The sequence below is a fragment of the Rhizobium sp. BK316 genome (assembly GCF_014193695.1).
GTDB lineage: Bacteria > Pseudomonadota > Alphaproteobacteria > Rhizobiales > Rhizobiaceae > Rhizobium.
Window position 1 is genome coordinate 458,610 of the sequence record NZ_JACHZR010000001.1, and the last position, 20,724, is coordinate 479,333.

Consider the following 20,724-nt stretch of genomic DNA (forward strand, 5'->3'; position numbering starts at 1 on the left):
CCCTTGTCGGCCACTGCGCTACCTATGCCTCAGTATAATGCACGGCCCGATCCATCGCTGTTATCGTCGGGCGATCTTGAAGACGGAGAACGAAGATGAGCGACGAACGTCCTGATGGTGTTGAGGAATACGGGCGTCCCGCAGGGGGATGGGACGCGCTGAAGGCGGTGGCGAAGACGCTGAAGCATCAGCAGATTGTCGCGCAGGGCAGCGCCACCCTGCTCAAGGCAAACCAGCCGGAAGGTTTTGATTGCCCGGGCTGCGCCTGGCCCGATCCCAAGCACACATCTTCGTTTGAATTTTGCGAAAACGGCGCAAAGGCGATCACCTGGGAATCGACCGCTCGTCGCGTCCCGCCGGAATTCTTTGCCGAGCATACCGTCTCCGAACTTTGGGGATGGATCGATCACAAGCTCGAGGATCAGGGTCGCCTGACGCATCCGCTGAAATACAACGGCGTCACCGACAAATATGAGGCCATCGACTGGGACGACGCTTTCAGCCTGATTGGCGCCGAGCTCAACAAGCTTGCAAGCCCGGATGAGGCCGAATTTTACACATCCGGCCGTGCTTCAAACGAGGCGGCTTTTCTTTATCAGCTTTTCGTGCGCGCCTATGGCACGAACAATTTCCCCGATTGCTCGAACATGTGCCACGAAGCGACCAGCGTCGGCCTGCCGTTGTCTCTCGGCGTTGGCAAGGGTACGGTGACGCTTGAGGATTTCGATCATGCCGATGCCATTTTCAGCTTCGGCCACAATCCCGGCACCAACCATCCGCGCATGATGACGACATTGCATGAGGCGTCCCGGCGCGGCGTTCCGATCATCGTCTTTAATCCGCTGAAGGAGCGGGCGCTGGAGCGTTTTGCCGCGCCGCAGAACCCGGTGGAGATGGTGACCTTCTCCTCGACGCCGATCGCATCAGCCTATCACCAGCTCCGCACCGGCGGCGATCTCGCCGCCCTCAAGGGTCTCATGAAGCTGATTTTCGAGCGTGACGAGGCTGATACCGCTGCTGGCGGCGAGGGCGTTCTCGACCGGGCCTTCATTGCCGAACATACCGCCGGTATCGAGGATCTGAAGGTTGATCTCGCCAATACCAGCTGGAGCCATATTCTCAGCGTCTCTGGCCTGACAATGGAAGCGCTGGCGAGCGCCGTCGATGTCTACCTCAACGCCCGAAACGTCATCCTCTGCTACGGCATGGGCATTACCCAGCATGCCAACGGTACGGCCAATGTCCAGCAGCTTGCCAATTTTCTGATGCTGCGCGGCAATATTGGCCGCCCCGGCGCTGGTCTCTGCCCTCTGCGGGGCCACTCCAACGTGCAGGGCGACAGAACCGTCGGTATCACTGAAATTCCGAACAAGGCGCTGATCGACGGTATGGAACGTGCCTTTGGTTTCCGACCTTCCGACAGAAAAGGGCACAATGCAATCGAATCCATCGAAGCGATCGCTGCCGGTCGGTCTAAAGCCCTGATCTGCCTCGGCGGGAATCTGGCCGTTGCCATGTCCGATCCGGATGTCACTTTCGAAACGATGCGCAAGCTCGATCTTGCCGTCCATATTGCGACCAAGCTCAATCGCTCACATCTGCTGACGGCAAAGACCTCGATCATTCTTCCCTGCCTCGGGCGGACCGACCTCGACACCCAGGCATCAGGCCCGCAGGCGGTGACGGTGGAAGATTCCATGTCGATGGTGCATGCATCGCGCGGCTTCCTGAAGCCGCCGAGCGAGTTGCTGAAGTCCGAGCCTGCCATCATCGCAGGTATTGCGATGGCAACGCTGGGTACAAAATATGGCATCGACTGGCCCGGGCTGGTCGCCAATTACGACCGGATACGCGACAAGATCGAAGTGGTCTTTCCGGATTTTCATGAGTTCAACAGTCGCGTCCGTGTTCGCGGCGGCTTCCGGCTCGATGTTCCGGCCTCCTATCGCGTCTGGAAGACGGCAAGCGGAAAGGCGAATTTCCTTGTCGCGCCCGGTCTCGACGAAGATCCCCGCCTGAAGGACCCGACGACATTGGTGCTGACGACGCTGCGAAGCCACGATCAGTATAACACGACCGTCTATGGTCTCGATGATCGCTATCGCGGTATCTTCGGCCGCCGTGACGTCATCTTCATGAGCAGTCAGGATCTTGCTGAACGAGGCCTGTGTGATGGAGACCGGATCGATATCCGTTCAGCCACTGGCAACGGCGGCGGGAAAACCGTCATCGGTTTCACGGCGGTCGAATATAGTATCCCCGTCGGTTCGGTGGCGGGCTATTATCCGGAAATGAATGCGGTGATCGCGCTCGGTCACTACGATCGCAAGTCAGGCACACCGAGCTACAAAGGCGTTCCCGTCACGATCGCCAAGAGCGAGGTTCAGGCTGCGGCTTAGCTGGAAGCCGCGACGGTCACGCCCGTACTTTCGCGGGCGATGACCTCGAAGCCAAGATCGATCTGGTTCGGTGGCTGGCGGCTCGTCGAATTGAGGGCCGCCAGCACCTTTTCGGCGGCAAGCTTGCCCGTCTCGAAACGTCTCGTCATGATCGATGAGAGGGACGGTGACGCACAGGCGGAAAATTCCAGATCATGAAAACCGATGATGGCGATATCGTCTGGCACGCGGATGCCGCGCTTGCGGCACTCTTGCATGGCGCCGAGCGCCACGTTGTCGTCGGTGCAGAAGATCGCCTCAGGGCGGTCGCCGCGTTCATGCATCAGGGCTAGGAGATCGGAACCGAGCGCAACCGAGCTGTGCCGCGGCCGCTGGGTGACGATCTCAAGGTTCTCCAGGCCTGCTTCCTGCATCGCCAGGCGATAGCCGTCGAAGCGAGACTGGGAACGATGGTCGAGGTTGCCAGCCAGGAAGGCGATACGATGGAAGCCACGGTCGATGAGATGTTGCGTCGCCGCCTGCCCGGCGCGGTCTTGCAGCATGCCGATATTGAGGTCGATCGGATCTGGCGACAACTCGAATGTCTCGACAACTGGCAGGTGTGCCCGCGTCAGAAGGTGATGGGAAAGCGGCGTATGATGGATGCCGGCGATGATGATCGCTTCGACCCGTTGGCCGAGCAACACCTTGATGGCGTTTTCCTCTTCCTGCTCGGAATACCGGCTGTTGACGACGATGACCTGAAAGCCCGCCCCGACGAGCACGTCGTGCAGTGCGAAGAGATATTCGGCAAAGATGACGTTATAGAGGGTCGGCACGATGACGCCGATCGCATGCGTACGCGAAGAGGCAAGGCGGCTGGCCGCGATGTTCGGCACATAGCCGAGTTCCTGAACGGCAGCATTGACACGCCGCCGCAGCGCCTCCGAGACCGCATCGGGCTTGCGAAGTACGCGTGATACTGTAATCGGGCTGACGCCGGCCAGATTTGCCACGTCATCCAAAGTTATTCTACGCATTGCCGTCTCGCTTTATACCACAAAGTCATACCGATCCGTAATTTATCTCGCAAGTGCGAAATATTTCTTCTCGGTACTTACAGTTGACAGCGCTAGCAAATCCGATTTGACAGCGCTGTCAACTATGTTAGGCTCAAAGTGCACCGGAAAAGGATGGGATGGAGCCTTCCGGGATCAGCATGCCAATCAGAATTTATGGAGGGGCGGCCTGGTCCGCCTGAGGAGGAGACATTCAATGCTCAAGGTGAAGAAAGCGAAGATGGCCCGTATCGCCGCGTTTTCCGCGTCGGCGTTTGCTCTGCTCTGCAGCACGGCCATGGCGGAGCCAAAGGTCGTGTCCGGTCCCGCCGCCGACCCGAATTGCATGGTACCGTGGTCGGCCGAAACCCAATTCCTGCAATATCCGAAGAAGGATGGTCCTTATCGCATCGCGCTTGCGAACGGCTATATTGCCAATACCTGGCGCATCCAGATGGTGCAGACGGCAAAGGCCTATGCCGCTCAGCCGGATGTCGCCGCCAAGCTGAAAGAATTCAAGGTCGTGTCGACCGGCGAGGACGTTCCGGCCCAGATTTCGGCGATCAACAATTTCATCGATGCCGGCTATGATGCCATCGTCGTCAACGCTCAGAACCCGACAGCCTTCGGTCCGGTCATCAAGCGCGCCAAGGAAGCCGGCGTCGTTCTCGTCGCCTTCGACAATATCCTCGATACCAAGGATGCGATCAACGTCAATGTCGACCAGAAAGGCCTTGGCGTCATCTGGGCCAACTGGCTGGTGAAGCACCTGCCGCAGGGCGGTAAGATCCTGGAAGTGCGCGGCGTTGCCGGCACCTCCGTCGATACGGATCGCCATAATGGCATTCATGAGGCTCTGGATGCTTCCGGCAAGAAGTTCACCGTCACTGAAGTCGTCGGCAAATGGGATGACGGTGTAGCGCAGAAGGCAACGGCCGATGCGATTGCCACTAATGGCCCCTTCGATGGCATTACCGCGCAGGGCGGTGACACCGGCGTCGTGCAGGCGATGATCGACGCGAAGCATCCGTTCGTGCCCTTCGGCGGTGAGACGGAGAACGGCTTCCGCAAATTCTGTGCCGCCCATGCGGCCGATGGTCTGAAATGCTCGTCGGCAGGCACTGGCCCGGCCCAGGTTGCTGTTGCCATCAAGACGGCCATCGCGGCTCTCGAAGGTCAGGTCGTGCCTCAGGCCGTCAAGCTGCCGACGGCACTCGTTTCCGATCCCGATTTCAAGGCGGGCGAGGATTATTACCCCAAGGAATCCGACAACTTCTTCGTTGGCAACTCCTTCCCGACCTGCGGCATCAACTTCTCCGCACAGGAAATCATGGGGCAGACCAAGGAAAACCAGTAAGCACCACCATCCGGACCTGACTGCGGGCGCTCGTGCCCGCAGCCTCGATCTCGACGCGACCGAACGGAGGCTGGATGCATGACCCTTTCCGAACCGCTTCTGCGCCTGGAAGGCATATCGAAGCGTTATGGTGGCGCGATTGCGCTGAAGGAAGCCAATATCGCTGTTCGACCGGGCGCGATCCACGCCGTGCTCGGTGAAAACGGCGCGGGAAAATCGACCCTCATCAAGATCATGGCCGGTGTGGTGACGCCAGATGAAGGGCGCATGCTGCTGGACGGAAATGAAGTCTCCTTCGCCTCGCCGGCTGCCGCCAATGCCGCCGGTATTGTCTGTGTTTTCCAGGAGCTGTCGCTCATTCCCGATCTTTCGGTGGCCGACAACATCGTCATCAGCAATCCGCCGCTGCGTTTCGGCATGATCGATCGCAAAAGACAGCGCCAGATTGCCGAGGCGGCACTTGCCCGCGCTGGAGCAGCCGATATCCATCCGTCGTCCCTCGTCAAGGACCTGCCGCTTTCCCGCCGGCAGATGGTGGAGATCGCCAAGGCGCTTGCCCGCAAACCGCGGCTGATGATCCTCGATGAGGCGACCTCGGCGCTCACCCAATCGGATGTCGAGAAGGTTTTCGGGGTGCTGAAACAGCTGCGTGCCGAGGGCATGGCGCTGATCTATATTTCCCATCGCATGCATGAGATCGCGCAACTGGCTGATGACTGCACGGTTTTCCGAAATGGCCGCAGCATCGAATCCTATCCCGCCGGCACCAAGACTGATCAGCAGGTCGTGGAGCTGATGATCGGACGCGAATATACCCATGTCTTTCCACCCAAGCCGCTGCGATCGAAGGCAGACGCGCCGGTTCTGTCCTGCCGCGACCTCTCCTGGGGAGACCGGCTTTCCGGAATCGATTTCGATGTCCGGCCTGGTGAAATCATCGGTTTCGGTGGGCTGGACGGGCAGGGGCAGCGCGAATTGCTCCTGGCGCTTTTCGGCGTGCTGCGTGACCTGAAGGGCGAAGTGGCAGTCGATGGCCGGCCGGTAAGGTTGAAGAGCCCCGGCGCGGCAAAATCCGGCGAGATCTCCATGGCGCTGATCCCGGAGGACCGCAAGACCGAGGGGTTGATGCTGCCGATGACGGTGCGCGAAAACCTGTCGATCGCAGCCCTTGATCGCGTTTCGCGCAACGGCGTGATCGACCGCGCAGCCGAGCTTCGGGAAATCGACGAACTTCTGAAGCTGCTGGCCATCAAGGCTGCGACGATCGACATGCCCGTCGCCTCATTGTCCGGCGGCAACCAGCAGAAAGTCGTGATCGCCAAATGGCTGATGAACCGCCCACGCATCATTCTGCTCAACGACCCGACCCGCGGCATCGATGTCGGTACCAAGCAGGAGATCTACGCTTTGCTGCGCAAGCTTGCCGACGCGGGTGCGGCCATCATCTTCTATTCGACCGACTATGACGAATTGGTCGGCTGCTGCGACCGTGTGTTGGTCATGTATGATGGCAGTATCATCCGCATTCTTGAAGGAGACGAGATCAACGAGCGCGAGCTGGTGAGCGCCGCCCTCAACATCGGCGCCGCAGAGGCGCAGCAAAGGATGGCCCAATGAGCAGGCAGGTGACTGGTGAATGGCGCTACCGATACGTTCAGCAGAAGGGTACGCTCTTTGCGGCGCTTCTCTTCATCCTGATGTTCATTCTCTATGTCTCGAACCATCCGGCCGGCTTTACGCCCAATGTGGTTCAGACGGCCGCCAACAAGGCGACGCTACTCGCTTTCGTGGCGATGGCGCAGTGTTTCGTGGTCATTACATCAGGCATCGATCTGTCGGTCGGCATGATCCTCGTCCTGTGCAATTGCCTCGCCTCATGGCTTGTGGTCGGCACGCCGCTGCAGACCGGGCTTGGCATAATTGCCGTGTTGCTGACGGGGCTCGCCTGCGGTCTGCTGAACGGGCTCGTCATCATCTTCGGCAGGTTGCAACCGATCGTCACCACGATCGCGACAAGCGCGGTTTTCTACGGTCTGGCGTTGTTGCTGAGGCCAACGCCCGGCGGCTCGGTGAATGAGGATCTCGCCGATGCTTTCACCTCGAAGTTCTTCGGTCTGATACCGGCAAGCCTCGTGGTGCTCGCTCTCGTCGTCCTGGTGATTTGGATACCCTTCAGCCGATCGGTGCTCGGCCGCACCGCCTATGCCGTCGGATCGGCAGAAAATGCCGCCTATATGTCGGCCATGCCGGTGAAGCGTGCAAAGCTTGCGGCTTACGCGCTGGCTGGCCTGCTGTCAGCGATCGGCGGGCTTTATCTGACCTTCTTCTCCTATACGGGTGAGGCGGCCTTTGCGAGCGGCAACGCCTATACGCTCTATTCGATTGCGGCGGTGGTGCTCGGCGGCGTTTCTCTGGCGGGCGGCAAGGGAAGCGCTGTCGGCGCAGTTTTTGGCGCACTGGCCTTCCGCACCATCGGCGACCTTCTGTTCGTCTTCGATCTCGATCCGCTCTGGCAGCCACTCTTCCAGGGTGTGGTGCTGATGCTGGCAGTCAGCGTCGGCTGCATCGGCCTATCACGGGTTCGCAATCGTCTGGAGTGGTTCCAATGAGTGAGGATGCTTCCGCCATGCGGCAAATTCCGTTACCCACCCGGCTGCGCGGTATCGACCCGGCGGTAGCGATCGCCTTCGGCTGCATCATCCTGCTGCTTTTCGGCGGCTCGCTCTATTCCTCCAATTTTCTGTCCCCGGATTACCTGATGCAGCAGTTGAAGGTTGCCTCTTTCCTCGGCGTCATTGCCACCGGCATGATGGCGGTCATCCTGCTTGGACAGATCGACCTGTCGGTGCCCTGGGTGGTGACAACGGGGGCGATGATGGCATGCGCCGCCACCGCTTATGGGACGACAGGCGCGGTTCTCGCAATTCCCTTCGGCATTCTCTGTGGTGCTGCAATCGGCCTCATCAACGGCATTGCAGTTGCCTATCTGCGCATCCCCTCGATGATCATCACGCTCGCTACCAATGCGGTCGCTCAAGGCCTGATGGTGGTCTATACGGGCGGCTTCTCGCCGCAGGATTCGGCCTCCGCTGCCATGCGCTTCCTGGCAACGGGCTACACCATACCGGGGCTTCCGAACGGAGTTCTGGTGTGGCTCCTCGTCGGTCTGTTCGCCGTGTTCCTTTTGACGCGCACGACCTTCGGCCGGGCGCTCTATGCGATCGGCAACCGCGAACGCGCCGCCTACATGTCCGGCATCAATACGCGCAGGATCACCCTTCTGGCCTTCATCATTTCAGGCGGCCTTAGTGCACTCGGCGGTGTGCTTCTTGCCGGTTATGCTTCGAAAGCCTCCCAGTCCATGGGCGACGCATATCTCCTACCCTCAATCGCCGCCGTGGTGCTCGGTGGCACCCATGTTCTTGGCGGCAAGGGCTCCTATCTCGGAACCGTCGCCGGCGTCATCCTGATCACGCTGCTGCAGTCGATCCTCTCAGTCATGCAGATCGAAGAGGCTGGTCGCCAGCTGATCTATGGTGCTGTCATCATCGGTATGCTGCTGCTTTACGGGCGGCAAAAGGTCTCGTGACGAAACTCAACTTTTGGCTTCGTCCAGGCGACTGATTGCCTTGACGTTTTCGGCCAAAGGCCCGTTCGGATAGAAGCTGGAGGCAAGGTAGGTGTCGACGATCGCGTTGGAGCGTTCGGGGCCGACCGCGCGCCCATATTCGCCATTACAACCTTCCGGACAATCTTCTGCGACGCGTCGGCATAGAAGCCCGGCTCGCTCAGATCCGTGACCGTGATGCTTGCTTCCGGTCAGGTGAGAGGTGATGACATCGACCAGCGGTTTGCCGGTGCTGTCGGTCCTGATGCTGTTTTCAGTGCGTGTTTCCTTTCGGCTCTTCGATTTTCTGTCGGCCCTCATTCATGCGGCTATGTCGCCTTGAGCCTGTAAAAACGGCCTTTTTCGGTGTCGTTCCGGCTCTCGATGTGCCCTGCCATTTATATGATTAGGCGTTACTTGACATTTGTCGAATGAGAATCGAATATTGTCAGCATCGACATCGGGCGGAGGTTTTCAGGTGTCGATTGGCGCGCTGTATGGCGCTCGCCAAGTGCATGCGTGGAGGAGACGGACGTGGAATTTCTGCTGGAAGTGGAGGGGCTCAAGAAGTCCTTTGGCGGTGTCGCAGCCCTGCGTGACGGCCGCTTTCAGCTTCGCGCCGGCTCGGTCCATGCGCTGTGCGGCGGCAATGGCGCCGGCAAGTCGACCTTCCTCAAGATCCTGATGGGCATTCACAAGTGTGATGCCGGCTCGATCCGCCGTCGTGGCCAGGAGGTGGATTTTTCGAGTCCTGCAGACGCGCTTGCCTCCGGTATTGCCATCATCGAGCAGGAGCTGAGCCCGGTTCCACATATGACCGTCGCCGAGAACATCTATCTCGGCCGAGAACCGTCAGCTCGTTTCGGCGGCATCGATTTTCGCAGCATGAACCGGGCGGCGCAGAAGCTGCTCGACGAGCTGGAATTCGATATCCGCGCCACCCAATACATGATGAACCTTTCGGTCGCGCAGATGCAACTGGTGGAGATCACCAAGGCGCTCAGCCACGATGCCGAAGTCATCTTCATGGACGAGCCGACATCGGCCATCGGCGAGCGTGAAGCCCAGCAACTCTTCGCGGCGATCCGCCGCCTGCAGGCGCAGGGACGCGGCATCGTCTACGTTTCCCATCGCCTCTCGGAAATTTTCCAGATCGCCGATTCCTACACGGTCTTCCGCGACGGCTCCTTCGTCGGTGCTGGCGCCTTGTCGGAAATCGACCGGCCGAGCCTGATCCGCATGATCGTCGGACGGGAACTTGCCGAAGAATATATCAAGACTAATACACCGACGTCGGATATTGGTCTCGAGGTCAATGCGCTCTCCTGCCCGAACAAGATCGAGGATATTTCCTTTGCCGCCCATAAGGGCGAGATCTTCGGCATTTACGGGCTCATGGGCTCTGGCCGCACCGAGATTTTCAACTGCCTCTTTGGCCTCGACAAACCGTCTGCAGGGCGCATCTCGGTCGATGGTGCGGCGATCTCGGTTGCAAAGCCATCGGATGCGATGGCCCATGGTCTGGCGCTGGTTACTGAAGACCGCAAGCAGACGGGCCTCAATCTCTCGGATTCCGTTCGCGCCAATATCTGCATGGCGAGCCTGCCTGAGCTGAGCCCAGCCTTTTCCATGGATCATGCAAAGGAAGTGGATGCCAGTAGGCGCATGCGCGAGCAGTTTCAGATCAAGGCAGCGCGTGACACCATGCCGGTGTCTGGCCTTTCCGGCGGCAACCAGCAGAAGGTCGTTCTCGGCAAATGGTTCCTGCGCAACCCTAAGGTCCTGCTGTTGGATGAGCCGACACGCGGTGTCGATGTCGGCGCCAAGCGGGAAATCTATCGCATCATCTGCGACTTCGCCGAAGGCGGCGGTACCGTGGTGATGATCTCATCGGAAATCGACGAAGTTCTCGGCATGTCGGACCGCATCATGGTGATGCGCGGCGGCAGGAGCGCCGGAATATACAGCCGGGAGGAGACGAATGCCCAATCACTCGTCCACCTATCAACCTGACCAAGGTCAGCGCATTCGTCCGGCGGCAGAGGAGCAGGCAGTGTCAGTGAGTGAGAACAAGAGTGTGGGCGGTTGGTTCAAGACGGAGCAGCGGCGTCTGATCTTGCAGGAATACGGCATCTTTCTTGCTTTTCTGCTCCTGGTCGTTATCCTGTCGTTCTCGAACGAGTTCTTCCTGACCGGCGGCAATATTTCCAACGTGCTGCTGCAGACGTCCATCAACGGCGTGCTGGCGATCGGCATGACCTTCGTGATTCTCACACGTGGCATCGACCTCTCGGTCGGCTCGGTCGTGGCGCTCGCCGGCATCGTCAGCGCCAGTTTTGCCACCACTTCGGAAACGGCCGGTGTCATCGGTTCGCCCTATCCGGTCGCCATCGGCCTGCTGGTCGGCGTGCTCGTCGGCATCATCTGCGGCTCGATCTCCGGCGCGATCGTCTCTCGCTTCTCGGTACCTGCCTTCGTCGCCACGCTCGGCATGCTCTCGGCTGCTCGCGGCATGACGCTGATCTATGGCGGCGGCCGTCCGGTTCCCGCGCTTACACCCGCCTTCCGCTGGATCGGCACTGGTGATGTGTTCGGCATTCCCGCGCCGGTCATCGTGCTCGCGGTCGTCTTTGCGGTCTCCTGGTGGATCCTCAACCGTACGCGGTTCGGCCGCTATATCTACGCCGTCGGCGGCAATCCGCATGCGGCCAAGACCTCAGGCATCAACACCGACCGAATCCGCTTCACCGTCTATGTCATCTCCGGCGGCCTGGCAGGGCTGGCAGGCATCCTGCTCAGCGCCCGCACCGGTTCGGGTCTGCCGCAGGCTGGCGTCGCGTATGAACTGGATGCGATCGCGGCAGTCGTCATCGGCGGTACGAGCCTTTCCGGAGGCGTCGGCCGCGTAACGGGAACGTTGATCGGCGCCCTCATCATTGGCGTCATGAACAACGGTCTCGATCTGATGGGTATCCAGTCCTACTACCAGCAGGTCCTGAAGGGTGCCCTCATCGTCGGCGCCGTCATGCTCGACCAGAAACGAAATTTCGGAGCCTGAGCTCATCAGCAGAAATTCGGGGCAGGCGGCTCGTTCGCCCCGTCCGACAGGCAAGCCATGCCGGCAGCCTAAACCCAAGTGGAGGAAACTGAAAATGAAAAATCTTCTGATTGCGCTTGCTTCGGCAACGGCGCTGCTGGCGACGTCGGCCGCAGCCCAGGAAAAGATCAAGATCGGCGCAGCCCCCTACGGCTTGAACGCGGAGTTCATGCAGATCTGGACAGCAGCCTTGCAGGATCACCCGGCTGTCAAGAGCGGTGAAGTCGAACTGACGGTTTTCGATGGCCGCTATGACGCACTGGTCCAGCAGGATCAGTTCAAGACCATGATCACCCAGAAATATAATGCCATCATCTTCGCACCGATCGACGTCGATGCTGGTGCATCTGCCGTTCAGTCCGCGGTCGATGCCGGCATTCCGGTCATCGGCTCCAACACCCGCGTCAATTCCGACCAGCTGACCTCCTATGTCGGATCCGACGATACCGTGTCCGGCTATCTGGAAGCCAAGAGCGTTCTGGACAAGATCGGTTGCAAGGGAAATGTCGTCATCATCGAAGGTCCGGTCGGCCAGTCTGCGCAGATCCAGCGCCTGCAAGGCAACAAGAAGGCGCTTGCCGAGTGCCCAGATGTGAAGGTTCTCGAAGACCAGACAGCGAACTGGTCGCGCGCGGAGGCCCAGACGCTGATGGAGAACTGGCTGACGGCTCACCCGAACCAGATCAACGGCATTATCGGCCAGAACGATGAAATGGCGCTTGGCGCCATCGAGGCGATCAAGGCCGCCGGCCTCGACGTCAAGAGCTTTGCCATTGCCGGTATCGACGGCGTCACCGATGCGCTGCGTGCGGCCAAGGCCGGCGAGATGACCTCGATCCTTCAGGATGCCCGCGCCCAGGCGCAAGGTGCTTTGGATCTCGCGATCTTCAATGCCAAGAAAGGCAACTACAAGCCGGAATCCGATATCTGGACCACTTACAAGGATATGCCTTGGAACGACGGCAAGGATAAGACCTATAATGTTCCGTGGACCCCGGTGACGGCTGAAAACGTCGACAAGCTGCTCTCCACGCGCAAATAATCCTCCCTGGGGCGGGATGAAGATCCCGCCCCATATCCCAGACAGATCGAGAACAGAGCCATGACTGACTCCAAACAGGTTGACCTGAACTTTTCGCTGAGCGGCAAGGTCGCTCTGGTCACGGGCGGCGCATCCGGTATCGGCAGCGCCATTGCATCCGCCATGGCTGCCAAAGGCGCCGTCGTTGCCGTCATCGACATCAATGAATCGGTGGCACGGGCCAAAGCTGAAGAACTCGGCAATGGCGCGAAATCCTTCGTCTGCGACGTGTCCGATCCGCAGTCCGTCGAAAAAGTGGTTGCCGATGTCGAGACTGCGTTCGGCCATATCGATATCGCCGTCAACAGCGCCGGTGTCGTCATGCTCGCCCCTGCAGAAGAACTCAGCCTCGATGCATGGGACAAGACCATCGCCATCAACCTGAAGGGCACGTTCCTGGTGTCCCAGGCTGCCGGCCGCGCCATGATCAAGGCGGGCAGGGGCGGCAAGATCATCAACATGGCTTCCCAGGCCGGCACTGTCGCCATCGATCAGCATGTTGCCTATTGTGCATCGAAGTTCGGCGTCATCGGTCTTTCCAAGACGCTTGCTGCCGAATGGGGAAAGCACGGCATCAACGTCAACACGATCTCTCCAACTGTCGTTCTGACCGATCTCGGCAGGAAGGCATGGGATGGCCCGCGCGGTGAGGCGCTGAAACAGCGCATCCCGTCCGGACGCTTCGCGTTCCCTGAGGAGATTGCTGCGGCGGCGGTATTTCTCGCCTCCAACGGCGCCGATATGATCAATGGCGCGGACCTTCTGGTCGACGGTGGCTACACCATTATCTGACGCGCGGTAGATAGGAGTTATAATGCAGCGTTTTATCAACAATCCGGATGAAGTCGTCGAAGATACCGTCAAGGGCTTCGTTAAGGCCCATGCCGACATCGTCAGGCTGTCTTCGGAAAATCCCCGTGTCATCGCCGCCCGTCACGCGCCTGTCTCCGGCAAGGTCGGTGTCATCACCGGCGGCGGTTCGGGTCATGAGCCCGCCTTCATCGGCTATACCGGCCGCAACATGCTGGATGCTGTCGCTGTCGGCGAACTCTTTTCCTCGCCAACCGCAAAAAGCTTTCTGGATGCGGCGCGCGCGGCCAATGGCGGCAAGGGTATCGTCTGCCTCTACGGCAATTACGCCGGCGATAACATGAATGTAAAAATGGCGATCAAGCTTGCGGCGAAGGAAGGCATCGAGATCGCCACCGTCGTTGCCAATGACGACGTATGTTCGGCAGGTCCCGAGGAGCGCGAAAAGCGCCGCGGCGTTGCCGGCGAAATCTTCATGTGGAAGTGTGGCTCAGCCAAGGCTGCCGAGGGCGCGAGCCTCGAGGAAGTCCGCGCGACCGCCCAGAAGGCGATCGACAATTGCCGCTCGATCGGCGTCGGCCTCAGCCCCTGCACGCTGCCCTCCGTTGGCCATCCGAATTTCGCCATCGAACCGGATACGATGGAGGTCGGCATCGGCCATCACGGCGAGCCCGGCGTGCGTGTCGAACCGCTGAAATCGGCCAAGGAAGTCGCCGAAGAGATGGCGAAGATCGTTCTCGACGACCATCAGCTTGCGGCCGGAACTGAGGTCGCCGTCATCGTCTCCGGTCTTGGCGCCACGCCGCTCAACGAGCTCTATATTCTTCATGACACAATCGAATCCGAGATCACTGGACGCGGACTGAAGATCCACAAGGTCTATATCGGCAATTATTTCACATCGTTGGAAATGGTCGGTGCAACGCTGACCGTGATGGCACTGGACGACGAACTGAAACGGCTTCTGGATGTCGACGTCCAATGCCCGGCGATGCTCTGAAGGGAGGCAGGCGGAATGCAGCAATTTCAGAATGCCGGGTCGGGCGATATCGTTCTCTCGCTGGCCGACAAGATCATCGAAAATCGCGCCTATCTGAGCGAAATCGACGGCAAGATCGGCGACGGTGATCACGGCGTCAACATGGCCAAGGGGTTCGGCATGGCTGCCGAACGCATCAAGGGGGCGGACATGTCGCTGGCGCAAGCCTTCGACACGCTCGGCACGGTCCTGATGACGGAGATCGGGGGTTCGATGGGGCCGCTCTATGGCGTGATGTTCACCCAATTCGCCGAAACCATTGAAAAGTCTGATGCGATCGACGCCGCGACCTTCAGCACCATGCTGCATAATGGCCTCGACGGTATCAAGGCGATCGGCTCGGCCAAGGTCGGCGACAAGACACTGCTCGATACGCTCGTGCCGGCAATCACAGCATTCGATACGGCGGTCGGCAGCGGCAAATCCTTTGGCTCTGCGCTTGCGGCCCTCGTTGCGGCCGCCGAAGCCGGACGCGACAGTACGCGCGATCTCGTCGCCAAGATCGGTCGCGCCAGCCGCCTTGGCGAACGGTCGCTCGGCGTGCTTGATGCGGGCGCAACCTCTTGCGCATTGATCCTGAAGTCGCTGGCCGATGGCGTAGAGACAAGGCTGCAGCCCGTCTGACAGACCGGGCTTTGGTGAGAGCCCGTGATCCTCCCTTGCATTACCATCCCGGCCGCTGCGGCGGCCGGGAACAATCAGGCGAGGGCACGTTGAAAACTGCAGCTTTTACGCTCATCTTCGCCGTCGATTTGGATGAGGGAAACCAGGCAGGATGACCGCTAAGACATCATCGGCACGAAAGAATGGTACGGCTGATATCGCGGCCGAGCCCATTCCGTTGCGCTACGGGGACGATCCCTATGTATGGGCGTGCTGGCTCTACTACGAAGACGGCATGACCCAGGGCGATATCGCTGAAACGATGGGCATTTCGCGCGCGACGGTGAACAGCTACCTCGCCGATGCGCGTGCCCGCGGCATCGTCAACATTTCCATCGAACCCGCGCGGTTAAGCTCACTGACCATCGCCCAGGAGCTGAAGCGGCATTTCGGCCTGCACGACTGTCTTGTCGTGCCGAGCGACGACAACACCCGTCCATTGATCGAGCGGCTCGGCTCTGCAGGCGCCCAGGCCCTGCAGAAGATCCTCAAATCCGGCGACACGCTAGCGGTTGTCTGGGGGCGCACGATCATGGCGGTCGGCGAGCAAGCCTCCATTCCGGGGCTTCAGGATATGACCGTCGTGCAGGCGACGGGCGGAACGAGCGCGACTTTCGCCTATACGCCGGAACTCTGTGCCGCGGCCTTTGCCGATGCGGTCGATGCCAAGCTCATCAATATTGCAGCACCTGCCATCGTCTCCAGCCCCGCGGTTCGCGACGTACTGCTGGGTGAACCACTGATCGACGGGCAGTTCGAGGCGCTTTCACGGGCGAACAAGGTGATCTTCGGTATCGCCTCCATGCGGCCGAATTCCACCATCCACACAAGCGGCTTTTTCGATTCCGTATCGTTGCAGGACTATCTCGCCAAGGATGCGACCGGCGTGGTGGCCGGCCGCTTCATCGACGGCCATGGGCGCCCCGTCGCAGGGCCACTGGATGACCGCACAGTCGGCATCTCTCTCGATCTGCTGAAGAAGATCAAAGTGCGCATCGCCGTTGCGGGTGGCTTCGACAAAGTGCCGTCCATTCTTGCCGCGCTCCGCGGCGGCTATGTCAACGTGCTCATCACCGATGCCGCGACCGGCCGCGGCATTCTCAATGCCGATGGCGTGACGGAAGTCGATCAGAAGCTCTCGCAGCGTCCGAAAGTAGACAGCGAGATCACCACGCCGTCGACTGGCTTCCGCACTCATATCAAGAAGTTCCTGAACAACCCCGACGATGTCGTGGAAGAAATGCTCGATGGCGTCGTCAAGGCACATGCGAGCTACCTTCGCCCGGTCGACAGTTCCCACCGTGCGCTCGTTGCCCGTTCAGGTCCGCGCGCCGGCAAAGTCGGTCTGGTCGTCGGGGGTGGTACGGGGCATGAACCCGCCTTTCTCGGTTATGTCGGCAGGGGGCTCGCCGATGCGGTCGCGGTCGGCAATATTTTCTCCTCGCCTCCGCCGGGGCCGATCCTGCAATGCGCCAAGGCGGCATCGGGTGGAGCGGGGGTACTCTTCGTCTATGGCAATTACGCCGGCGACGTGATGAATTTTGAGATGGCCGCCGAGATGGCCGCGGAGGACAATATCGAGGTCCGCACGGTCGTGACGACCGACGATATCTCCTCCTCGCCCTTGGAAGACCGGGATGGTCGTCGCGGCGTTGCCGGCAATTTCTTCATCTTCAAGATCGCCGGCGCAGCCTGCGACCGTGGCCTGTCGCTCGATGCCTGCGAAGCCGTAACCCGCAAGGCCAATGCACGGACCTTCACCATGGGTGTCGCGCTTGAACCCAGTTCGCTGCCGCAGACGCGTCGCCATAATTTCGAGATCGGACCTGATGACATCGAGATCGGCATGGGTATCCATGGCGAGCCCGGCGTGATGCGCGAGAGGATGATGAGCGCCGATGCCGTCGTCGATGTCGTCATGGACAGGATTTTCTCGGAGATGAAAGCCGTGTCGGGAGATCGTGTCGCCGTGCTGGTCAATTCCTTCGGCGGCACGCCGCTGATGGAACTCTACATTCTCTTCAGGCGCGTGGAACAGCGGCTGAGCGCAAAGGGCATCGAGATCGAGGCGAATTGGGTGGGGCATTATTGCACATCGCTCGACATGGTCGGCGCATCCATATCGGTGCTGCATCTCGATCGGGAACTGACGGATATGCTGCATCATCCTTGCGATACGGCATTCCTCAGGGTCGTAGACTGAAAAAGAGAAGACAGCACCCCAGGGGCTGGGCTGCATGAATTGGGAGGATACGCATGTCAGCAAACGCGGCCCGCCGCCTCAGCAGGATGTTTCACCGGATCTCGGTCGCGATTTCAGCTGAGAAGGACCATCTCTCCGATCTGGATGGCGCGATCGGCGATGCCGACCATGGCATTACAATGGCACTCGGTTTCCAGGCGGTGAATGGCGAACTGACAAAGCGCGATCTCGATCAGATGCTGCCGTCCGAAGTGCTTTCGGTTGCCGCTTCCGCCTTTCTCGATGCCGTCGGTGCGTCGACCGGACCACTTTATGCCACGGCCTTTCGCAAGGCGGCGCAGGCCCTGAAGCAGGACGAAGCGCTCTCGGCTGCCGGCCAGGCGGCAATCGTCGAGGCGATGACGTCAGGCATCAGGGAACGCGGCAAGGGACAGCGTGGCGACAAGACGATGCTGGATGCCTGGATCCCGGCAACCGAAGCGGCCGCCGCCGCGCGCGACCGGCAGGCGAGCGTTTCCGCCATGTGGGCCGAGATTGTCGACGCCGCCGATGCCGGCGCACGCTCGACGCGCTCCATGGTCGCTACCCGCGGTCGCGCCGCCCGTCTTGGCGAGCGATCGCTCGGGCACATCGACCCGGGTGCGGCATCGGCGGTCTTCATCATAAAGGCGATGAGGGATACGTTCACAGAAAATGAGCCGGCGGAATGATCCGCCGACCCTAACGACTTGATTATTTGCCTGCTGCCTCAGCCGCTTTCTGGATTACGTCCGCGACCTTTTCAGGCTGCGAGGCGAAGACCGCATGGCTTGCCTTGATCTCGGTGACATCGCTTCCTGCCCGCTTCGCCATGTCTCGTTCGAGGTCGGGATTGATCGACCGGTCTTCCGTGGCGACGATCGCCCAGCTCTTCTTTGTCTTCCAGGCGGGATCGCCGGCTTTCGCCGAGAAGGCTTCCTTGGACGCGAAAACCTGTGATTTTGCCAGGAAGGCCGCTTCGTCTTTCGGCAGGTCGGCGGCAAAGTCGTTCGCGAAGGCGGCAGGGTCGAGATAGAGGTATTTTCCGTCCTTCGTCTCGCGGATATTCATGCCGCCGGCCGGCTTTGAGCTTGCTAGGCTGATGAGGCTTTCACCCTTGTCCGGTTGGAAGGCCGCGACATAGACCAGGCCCGCGACATTCGCGCTGTTGCCCGCTTCGGTGATCACCATGCCGCCGTAGCTGTGGCCGACCAGTAGAGTCGGGCCATCCTGCAGGTCAAGAACCCGGTTGGTTGCGGCGACATCATCGGCAAGCGAGGTGATCGGCTCCTGGACGATGGTGACGTTGAAGCCACGGCGTTCGAGGATATCGCTTGCCTTGCGCCAACCGGAGCCATCGGCGAGCGCACCGTGTACGATGACGATGTTTTTCACCTCGGCCGCCTGGGCAGCAAAAGCGATGACACTGGTGGCAAAGGCAAGGGCGATGGTGGAAAAATACTTGTATTTCATGATTATTGCTCCTGTTGTTCAAGTATAATGTGAGAATGAGTGTCAGCCGAATGTGAAGGCGTAGGCCTGGACACCGGGATCGAAGAAGCGGATCTCGAAGTTGCGGGCTTCGATGTCGCCGGACTGGCGCACCAGTTGGTAGAGCTTCGTCGAAGTCACCGTGCCGTTTCCATCGGCATCGATATCGCTTCCGTGATCGGCACCAGGCGCCTTGCCGTCGATCGTCACCTGGAAGTGCACGGGCTTGCCGTTAGCATCTGGACCGAGGACGAGGTGCAGGTCGCGAGCACTGAAGCGATAGGCAATGCTGCCGCCCGCCTGATCGAGCGTGGCCTCTTCGGCACCGATGGTCCATTTGCCCGCGAGACCCCACTGGTTGAGGCCCAGCTGCTTGACCGAATAGTCTCTGGCGGCATCGGCGCGCATGCTCTCGTTGGAGGCAAAGCTGGTGGCCTGCTTATAGCCGATATAGGTTTCGCCTGAGCCGATATGCTTCAGGTCCGGATCCGCCTCGGCGCCCTTTGCATCCGGTGTTACCGGCGCGTCTTCGGCCATTTCACTGCCGGCTTCGCGCAGCAGGTTCTGGATCGCCTGTTCGGTCTGGCGGTAGTTGCCTTCGCCGAAGTGATGTTCGCGGATCTGGCCCTTGGCGTCGATCAGGTAGTGGGCCGGCCAGTAACTGTTATCGAAGGCACGCCAGATCTTGTAGTCGTTGTCGATTGCGACAGGATAGCCGATCTTGAAGTCGCCAATGGCCTTTTTGACATTATCGATCTTCTTCTCGAAGGCGAATTCCGGGGCATGCACGCCGATCACCACCAGGCCCTGGTCCTTGTACTTTTCAGCCCAGGCACGGACGTAAGGGATGGTGCGGATGCAGTTGATGCAGGAATAGGTCCAGAAATCGACGAGCACGACCTTGCCGCGGAGCTGTTCCATGGTCAGGGGCTGCGAATTCAGCCATTCGACGGCGCCATCGAGCGGCGGAGCAGAGCCTTCGACCGGAAGGTCGCTGTGGAAAGGCGTCTTGGCATCGGCAAGGCCGATCATCTTGTCGTTGCTTGCAACCTCGGACGGCACGCCGTCCGTCGGCTTCACGTTGAGTTTGTCGAGCACGGCCTGCTCGAAGGACGCCGTGCTGGCATAGGAAAGCTGCGACAGCAGACCGGTGTCGAGACCGAGTGCGATGACGACGACGCCTGCAAGCACGGCTGCTCCCAGCCCCTGGCGAATCCGCTCACTGACACTAAGCGACTTCTTCATGCCGGCAAAAATCTTTCCGCCGACGGAAAGGGCCGTCGCGAGCGAGGTTGCGGCACCTGCGGCATAGGCAATCAGCAGGAGGGTCGTCTGCAGATTGGCACCCTGGAGGGCGGCCCCTGTCAGGACCAGGCCCAGGATAGGCCCGGCGCAGGGTGCCCAGAGCAGACCGGTCGCGATGCCCAGAATGAGCGCGCTTGCCACTGTCGGGGCAGAACCGGTCTTGCCGGACGCGTTCAGCAGGCGGTTGCCGAAATCGACGACCGGCTGAGTGATGAAAGCAGCGATGCGCGGCGAAATCAGGCTGACGCCGAAGACGGCAAGCAGGGCCAGTGCGGCAAGGCGGCCATATTCATTCGCATTGATCGCCCAGCTTCCGCCGACGGCAGCAAGTGTCGCCACAAGCGCGAAGGTGGCGGCCATGCCGATCAGCATCGGTAGTGTGCTGCGCACGAAAGGCTGTCCGGCACGGGCAAAGACAAAGGGAAGGATGGGGAGGATGCATGGGCTGAATATGGTCAGCGTCCCTCCGAGATAGGCAATGATAAGAAGCGTCATCATCGTTTCCTTTGAAACCGGGTTACGGGCTCTGGACGGCGATGCGGCTCGACCAGCAACGGGGCTAATCTGGTCGAGGCGATGTATCTCGGATGTGTCCGGTTCGGTGGCAATATGTACCG

Annotated in this window: 17 protein-coding genes; 13 read left to right on the forward strand and 4 right to left on the reverse strand. The window is 60.2% G+C overall.

The annotated features are described in order from the left end of the window. Positions 1–95 precede the first annotated feature (95 nt). Complete coding sequence (locus FHT87_RS01990; protein ID WP_183799047.1) at positions 96–2,399, forward strand: FdhF/YdeP family oxidoreductase; 2,304 nt, start codon at positions 96–98, stop codon at positions 2,397–2,399. Here FHT87_RS01990 and FHT87_RS01995 read toward each other — a convergent pair. Beyond that, on the reverse strand, positions 2,396–3,418 hold the full coding sequence (locus tag FHT87_RS01995) for a LacI family DNA-binding transcriptional regulator (RefSeq protein WP_183799050.1): 1,023 nt from the start codon (positions 3,416–3,418) through the stop codon (positions 2,396–2,398). The two genes, FHT87_RS01990 and FHT87_RS01995, sit on opposite strands and share 4 nt — an antisense overlap. 235 nt (positions 3,419–3,653) lie before the next feature. Between FHT87_RS01995 and FHT87_RS02000 the strand changes: the two genes are divergently transcribed. From FHT87_RS02000 to FHT87_RS02015, 4 genes are all read left to right on the forward strand, one after another. Continuing rightward, entirely contained in the window at positions 3,654–4,793 is a 1,140-nt protein-coding gene (locus FHT87_RS02000; protein ID WP_183733171.1) for a sugar ABC transporter substrate-binding protein, read from the forward strand. A 78-nt stretch (positions 4,794–4,871) separates the two neighbouring features. Continuing rightward, the gene (locus FHT87_RS02005; RefSeq protein WP_183733168.1) at positions 4,872–6,410 is read left to right on the forward strand and encodes a sugar ABC transporter ATP-binding protein; all 1,539 of its coding nucleotides are present in this window, start codon (positions 4,872–4,874) and stop codon (positions 6,408–6,410) included. Beyond that, positions 6,407–7,402: an ABC transporter permease gene (locus FHT87_RS02010; protein WP_183733165.1), complete on the forward strand. Its 996-nt coding sequence runs from the start codon at positions 6,407–6,409 to the stop codon at positions 7,400–7,402. The genes FHT87_RS02005 and FHT87_RS02010 overlap by 4 nt, the downstream gene beginning before the upstream one ends. Next, positions 7,399–8,382 (forward strand): ABC transporter permease, encoded by a 984-nt coding sequence (locus tag FHT87_RS02015; protein WP_183799053.1) that lies wholly within the window; start codon positions 7,399–7,401, stop codon positions 8,380–8,382. The genes FHT87_RS02010 and FHT87_RS02015 overlap by 4 nt, the downstream gene beginning before the upstream one ends. Positions 8,383–8,388: 6 nt before the next feature. On the opposite strand, the gene FHT87_RS02020 is transcribed toward FHT87_RS02015, so the two are convergent. Then, positions 8,389–8,721 carry a hypothetical protein gene (locus FHT87_RS02020; protein WP_246699548.1) on the reverse strand — a complete coding sequence of 111 codons (333 nt, stop codon included), beginning with the start codon at positions 8,719–8,721 and terminating at the stop codon, positions 8,389–8,391. Between the two features lie 213 nt (positions 8,722–8,934). On the opposite strand from FHT87_RS02020, the gene FHT87_RS02025 reads away from it, so the two are divergent. From FHT87_RS02025 to dhaL (FHT87_RS02060), 8 genes are all read left to right on the forward strand, one after another. Then, the gene (locus FHT87_RS02025) at positions 8,935–10,413 is read left to right on the forward strand and encodes a sugar ABC transporter ATP-binding protein (RefSeq protein WP_183733160.1); all 1,479 of its coding nucleotides are present in this window, start codon (positions 8,935–8,937) and stop codon (positions 10,411–10,413) included. 40 nt (positions 10,414–10,453) lie between these two features. Next, the gene (locus FHT87_RS02030; protein ID WP_183733156.1) at positions 10,454–11,458 is read left to right on the forward strand and encodes an ABC transporter permease; all 1,005 of its coding nucleotides are present in this window, start codon (positions 10,454–10,456) and stop codon (positions 11,456–11,458) included. Between the two features lie 94 nt (positions 11,459–11,552). Beyond that, positions 11,553–12,539 carry a substrate-binding domain-containing protein gene (locus FHT87_RS02035; RefSeq protein WP_183733153.1) on the forward strand — a complete coding sequence of 329 codons (987 nt, stop codon included), beginning with the start codon at positions 11,553–11,555 and terminating at the stop codon, positions 12,537–12,539. Positions 12,540–12,599: 60 nt separating this feature from the next. Further along, positions 12,600–13,370 (forward strand): SDR family oxidoreductase, encoded by a 771-nt coding sequence (locus tag FHT87_RS02040; RefSeq protein ID WP_183733150.1) that lies wholly within the window; start codon positions 12,600–12,602, stop codon positions 13,368–13,370. Between the two features lie 22 nt (positions 13,371–13,392). Next, positions 13,393–14,388 carry a dihydroxyacetone kinase subunit DhaK gene (locus FHT87_RS02045; protein WP_183799056.1) on the forward strand — a complete coding sequence of 332 codons (996 nt, stop codon included), beginning with the start codon at positions 13,393–13,395 and terminating at the stop codon, positions 14,386–14,388. 15 nt (positions 14,389–14,403) lie between these two features. Beyond that, the gene (dhaL, locus tag FHT87_RS02050) at positions 14,404–15,051 is read left to right on the forward strand and encodes a dihydroxyacetone kinase subunit DhaL (protein WP_183799058.1); all 648 of its coding nucleotides are present in this window, start codon (positions 14,404–14,406) and stop codon (positions 15,049–15,051) included. 151 nt (positions 15,052–15,202) lie between these two features. Next, the gene (locus FHT87_RS02055) at positions 15,203–17,293 is read left to right on the forward strand and encodes a bifunctional sugar-binding transcriptional regulator/dihydroxyacetone kinase subunit DhaK (protein ID WP_183799061.1); all 2,091 of its coding nucleotides are present in this window, start codon (positions 15,203–15,205) and stop codon (positions 17,291–17,293) included. Positions 17,294–17,346: 53 nt separating this feature from the next. Next, positions 17,347–18,003: a dihydroxyacetone kinase subunit DhaL gene (dhaL, locus tag FHT87_RS02060; RefSeq protein WP_183799063.1), complete on the forward strand. Its 657-nt coding sequence runs from the start codon at positions 17,347–17,349 to the stop codon at positions 18,001–18,003. A gap of 22 nt (positions 18,004–18,025) precedes the next feature. Here dhaL (FHT87_RS02060) and FHT87_RS02065 read toward each other — a convergent pair whose 3' ends face one another. Together FHT87_RS02065 and FHT87_RS02070 are read right to left on the reverse strand one after the other, a co-directional pair. After that, positions 18,026–18,784 carry an alpha/beta hydrolase gene (locus FHT87_RS02065; protein WP_183799067.1) on the reverse strand — a complete coding sequence of 253 codons (759 nt, stop codon included), beginning with the start codon at positions 18,782–18,784 and terminating at the stop codon, positions 18,026–18,028. A 42-nt stretch (positions 18,785–18,826) separates the two neighbouring features. After that, a complete protein-coding gene (locus FHT87_RS02070) occupies positions 18,827–20,602 on the reverse strand; it encodes a cytochrome c biogenesis protein DipZ (protein WP_183800976.1) in 1,776 nt (591 codons plus the stop codon). Between the last annotated feature and the right edge of the window lie 122 nt (positions 20,603–20,724).

What these genes read in the sequence shown, in the direction of transcription:
- FHT87_RS01990 (WP_183799047.1), top strand. Translation starts at nt 96, where the DNA reads ATGAGCGACGAACGTCCTGATGGTGTTGAGGAATACGGGCGTCCCGCA.
- FHT87_RS01995 (WP_183799050.1), bottom strand. Translation starts at nt 3,418, where the DNA reads ATGCGTAGAATAACTTTGGATGACGTGGCAAATCTGGCCGGCGTCAGC.
- FHT87_RS02000 (WP_183733171.1), top strand. Translation starts at nt 3,654, where the DNA reads ATGCTCAAGGTGAAGAAAGCGAAGATGGCCCGTATCGCCGCGTTTTCC.
- FHT87_RS02005 (WP_183733168.1), top strand. Translation starts at nt 4,872, where the DNA reads ATGACCCTTTCCGAACCGCTTCTGCGCCTGGAAGGCATATCGAAGCGT.
- FHT87_RS02010 (WP_183733165.1), top strand. Translation starts at nt 6,407, where the DNA reads ATGAGCAGGCAGGTGACTGGTGAATGGCGCTACCGATACGTTCAGCAG.
- FHT87_RS02015 (WP_183799053.1), top strand. Translation starts at nt 7,399, where the DNA reads ATGAGTGAGGATGCTTCCGCCATGCGGCAAATTCCGTTACCCACCCGG.
- FHT87_RS02020 (WP_246699548.1), bottom strand. Translation starts at nt 8,721, where the DNA reads ATGAGGGCCGACAGAAAATCGAAGAGCCGAAAGGAAACACGCACTGAA.
- FHT87_RS02035 (WP_183733153.1), top strand. Translation starts at nt 11,553, where the DNA reads ATGAAAAATCTTCTGATTGCGCTTGCTTCGGCAACGGCGCTGCTGGCG.
- FHT87_RS02040 (WP_183733150.1), top strand. Translation starts at nt 12,600, where the DNA reads ATGACTGACTCCAAACAGGTTGACCTGAACTTTTCGCTGAGCGGCAAG.
- FHT87_RS02045 (WP_183799056.1), top strand. Translation starts at nt 13,393, where the DNA reads ATGCAGCGTTTTATCAACAATCCGGATGAAGTCGTCGAAGATACCGTC.
- dhaL (WP_183799058.1), top strand. Translation starts at nt 14,404, where the DNA reads ATGCAGCAATTTCAGAATGCCGGGTCGGGCGATATCGTTCTCTCGCTG.
- FHT87_RS02055 (WP_183799061.1), top strand. Translation starts at nt 15,203, where the DNA reads ATGACCGCTAAGACATCATCGGCACGAAAGAATGGTACGGCTGATATC.
- dhaL (WP_183799063.1), top strand. Translation starts at nt 17,347, where the DNA reads ATGTCAGCAAACGCGGCCCGCCGCCTCAGCAGGATGTTTCACCGGATC.
- FHT87_RS02065 (WP_183799067.1), bottom strand. Translation starts at nt 18,784, where the DNA reads ATGAAATACAAGTATTTTTCCACCATCGCCCTTGCCTTTGCCACCAGT.
- FHT87_RS02070 (WP_183800976.1), bottom strand. Translation starts at nt 20,602, where the DNA reads ATGACGCTTCTTATCATTGCCTATCTCGGAGGGACGCTGACCATATTC.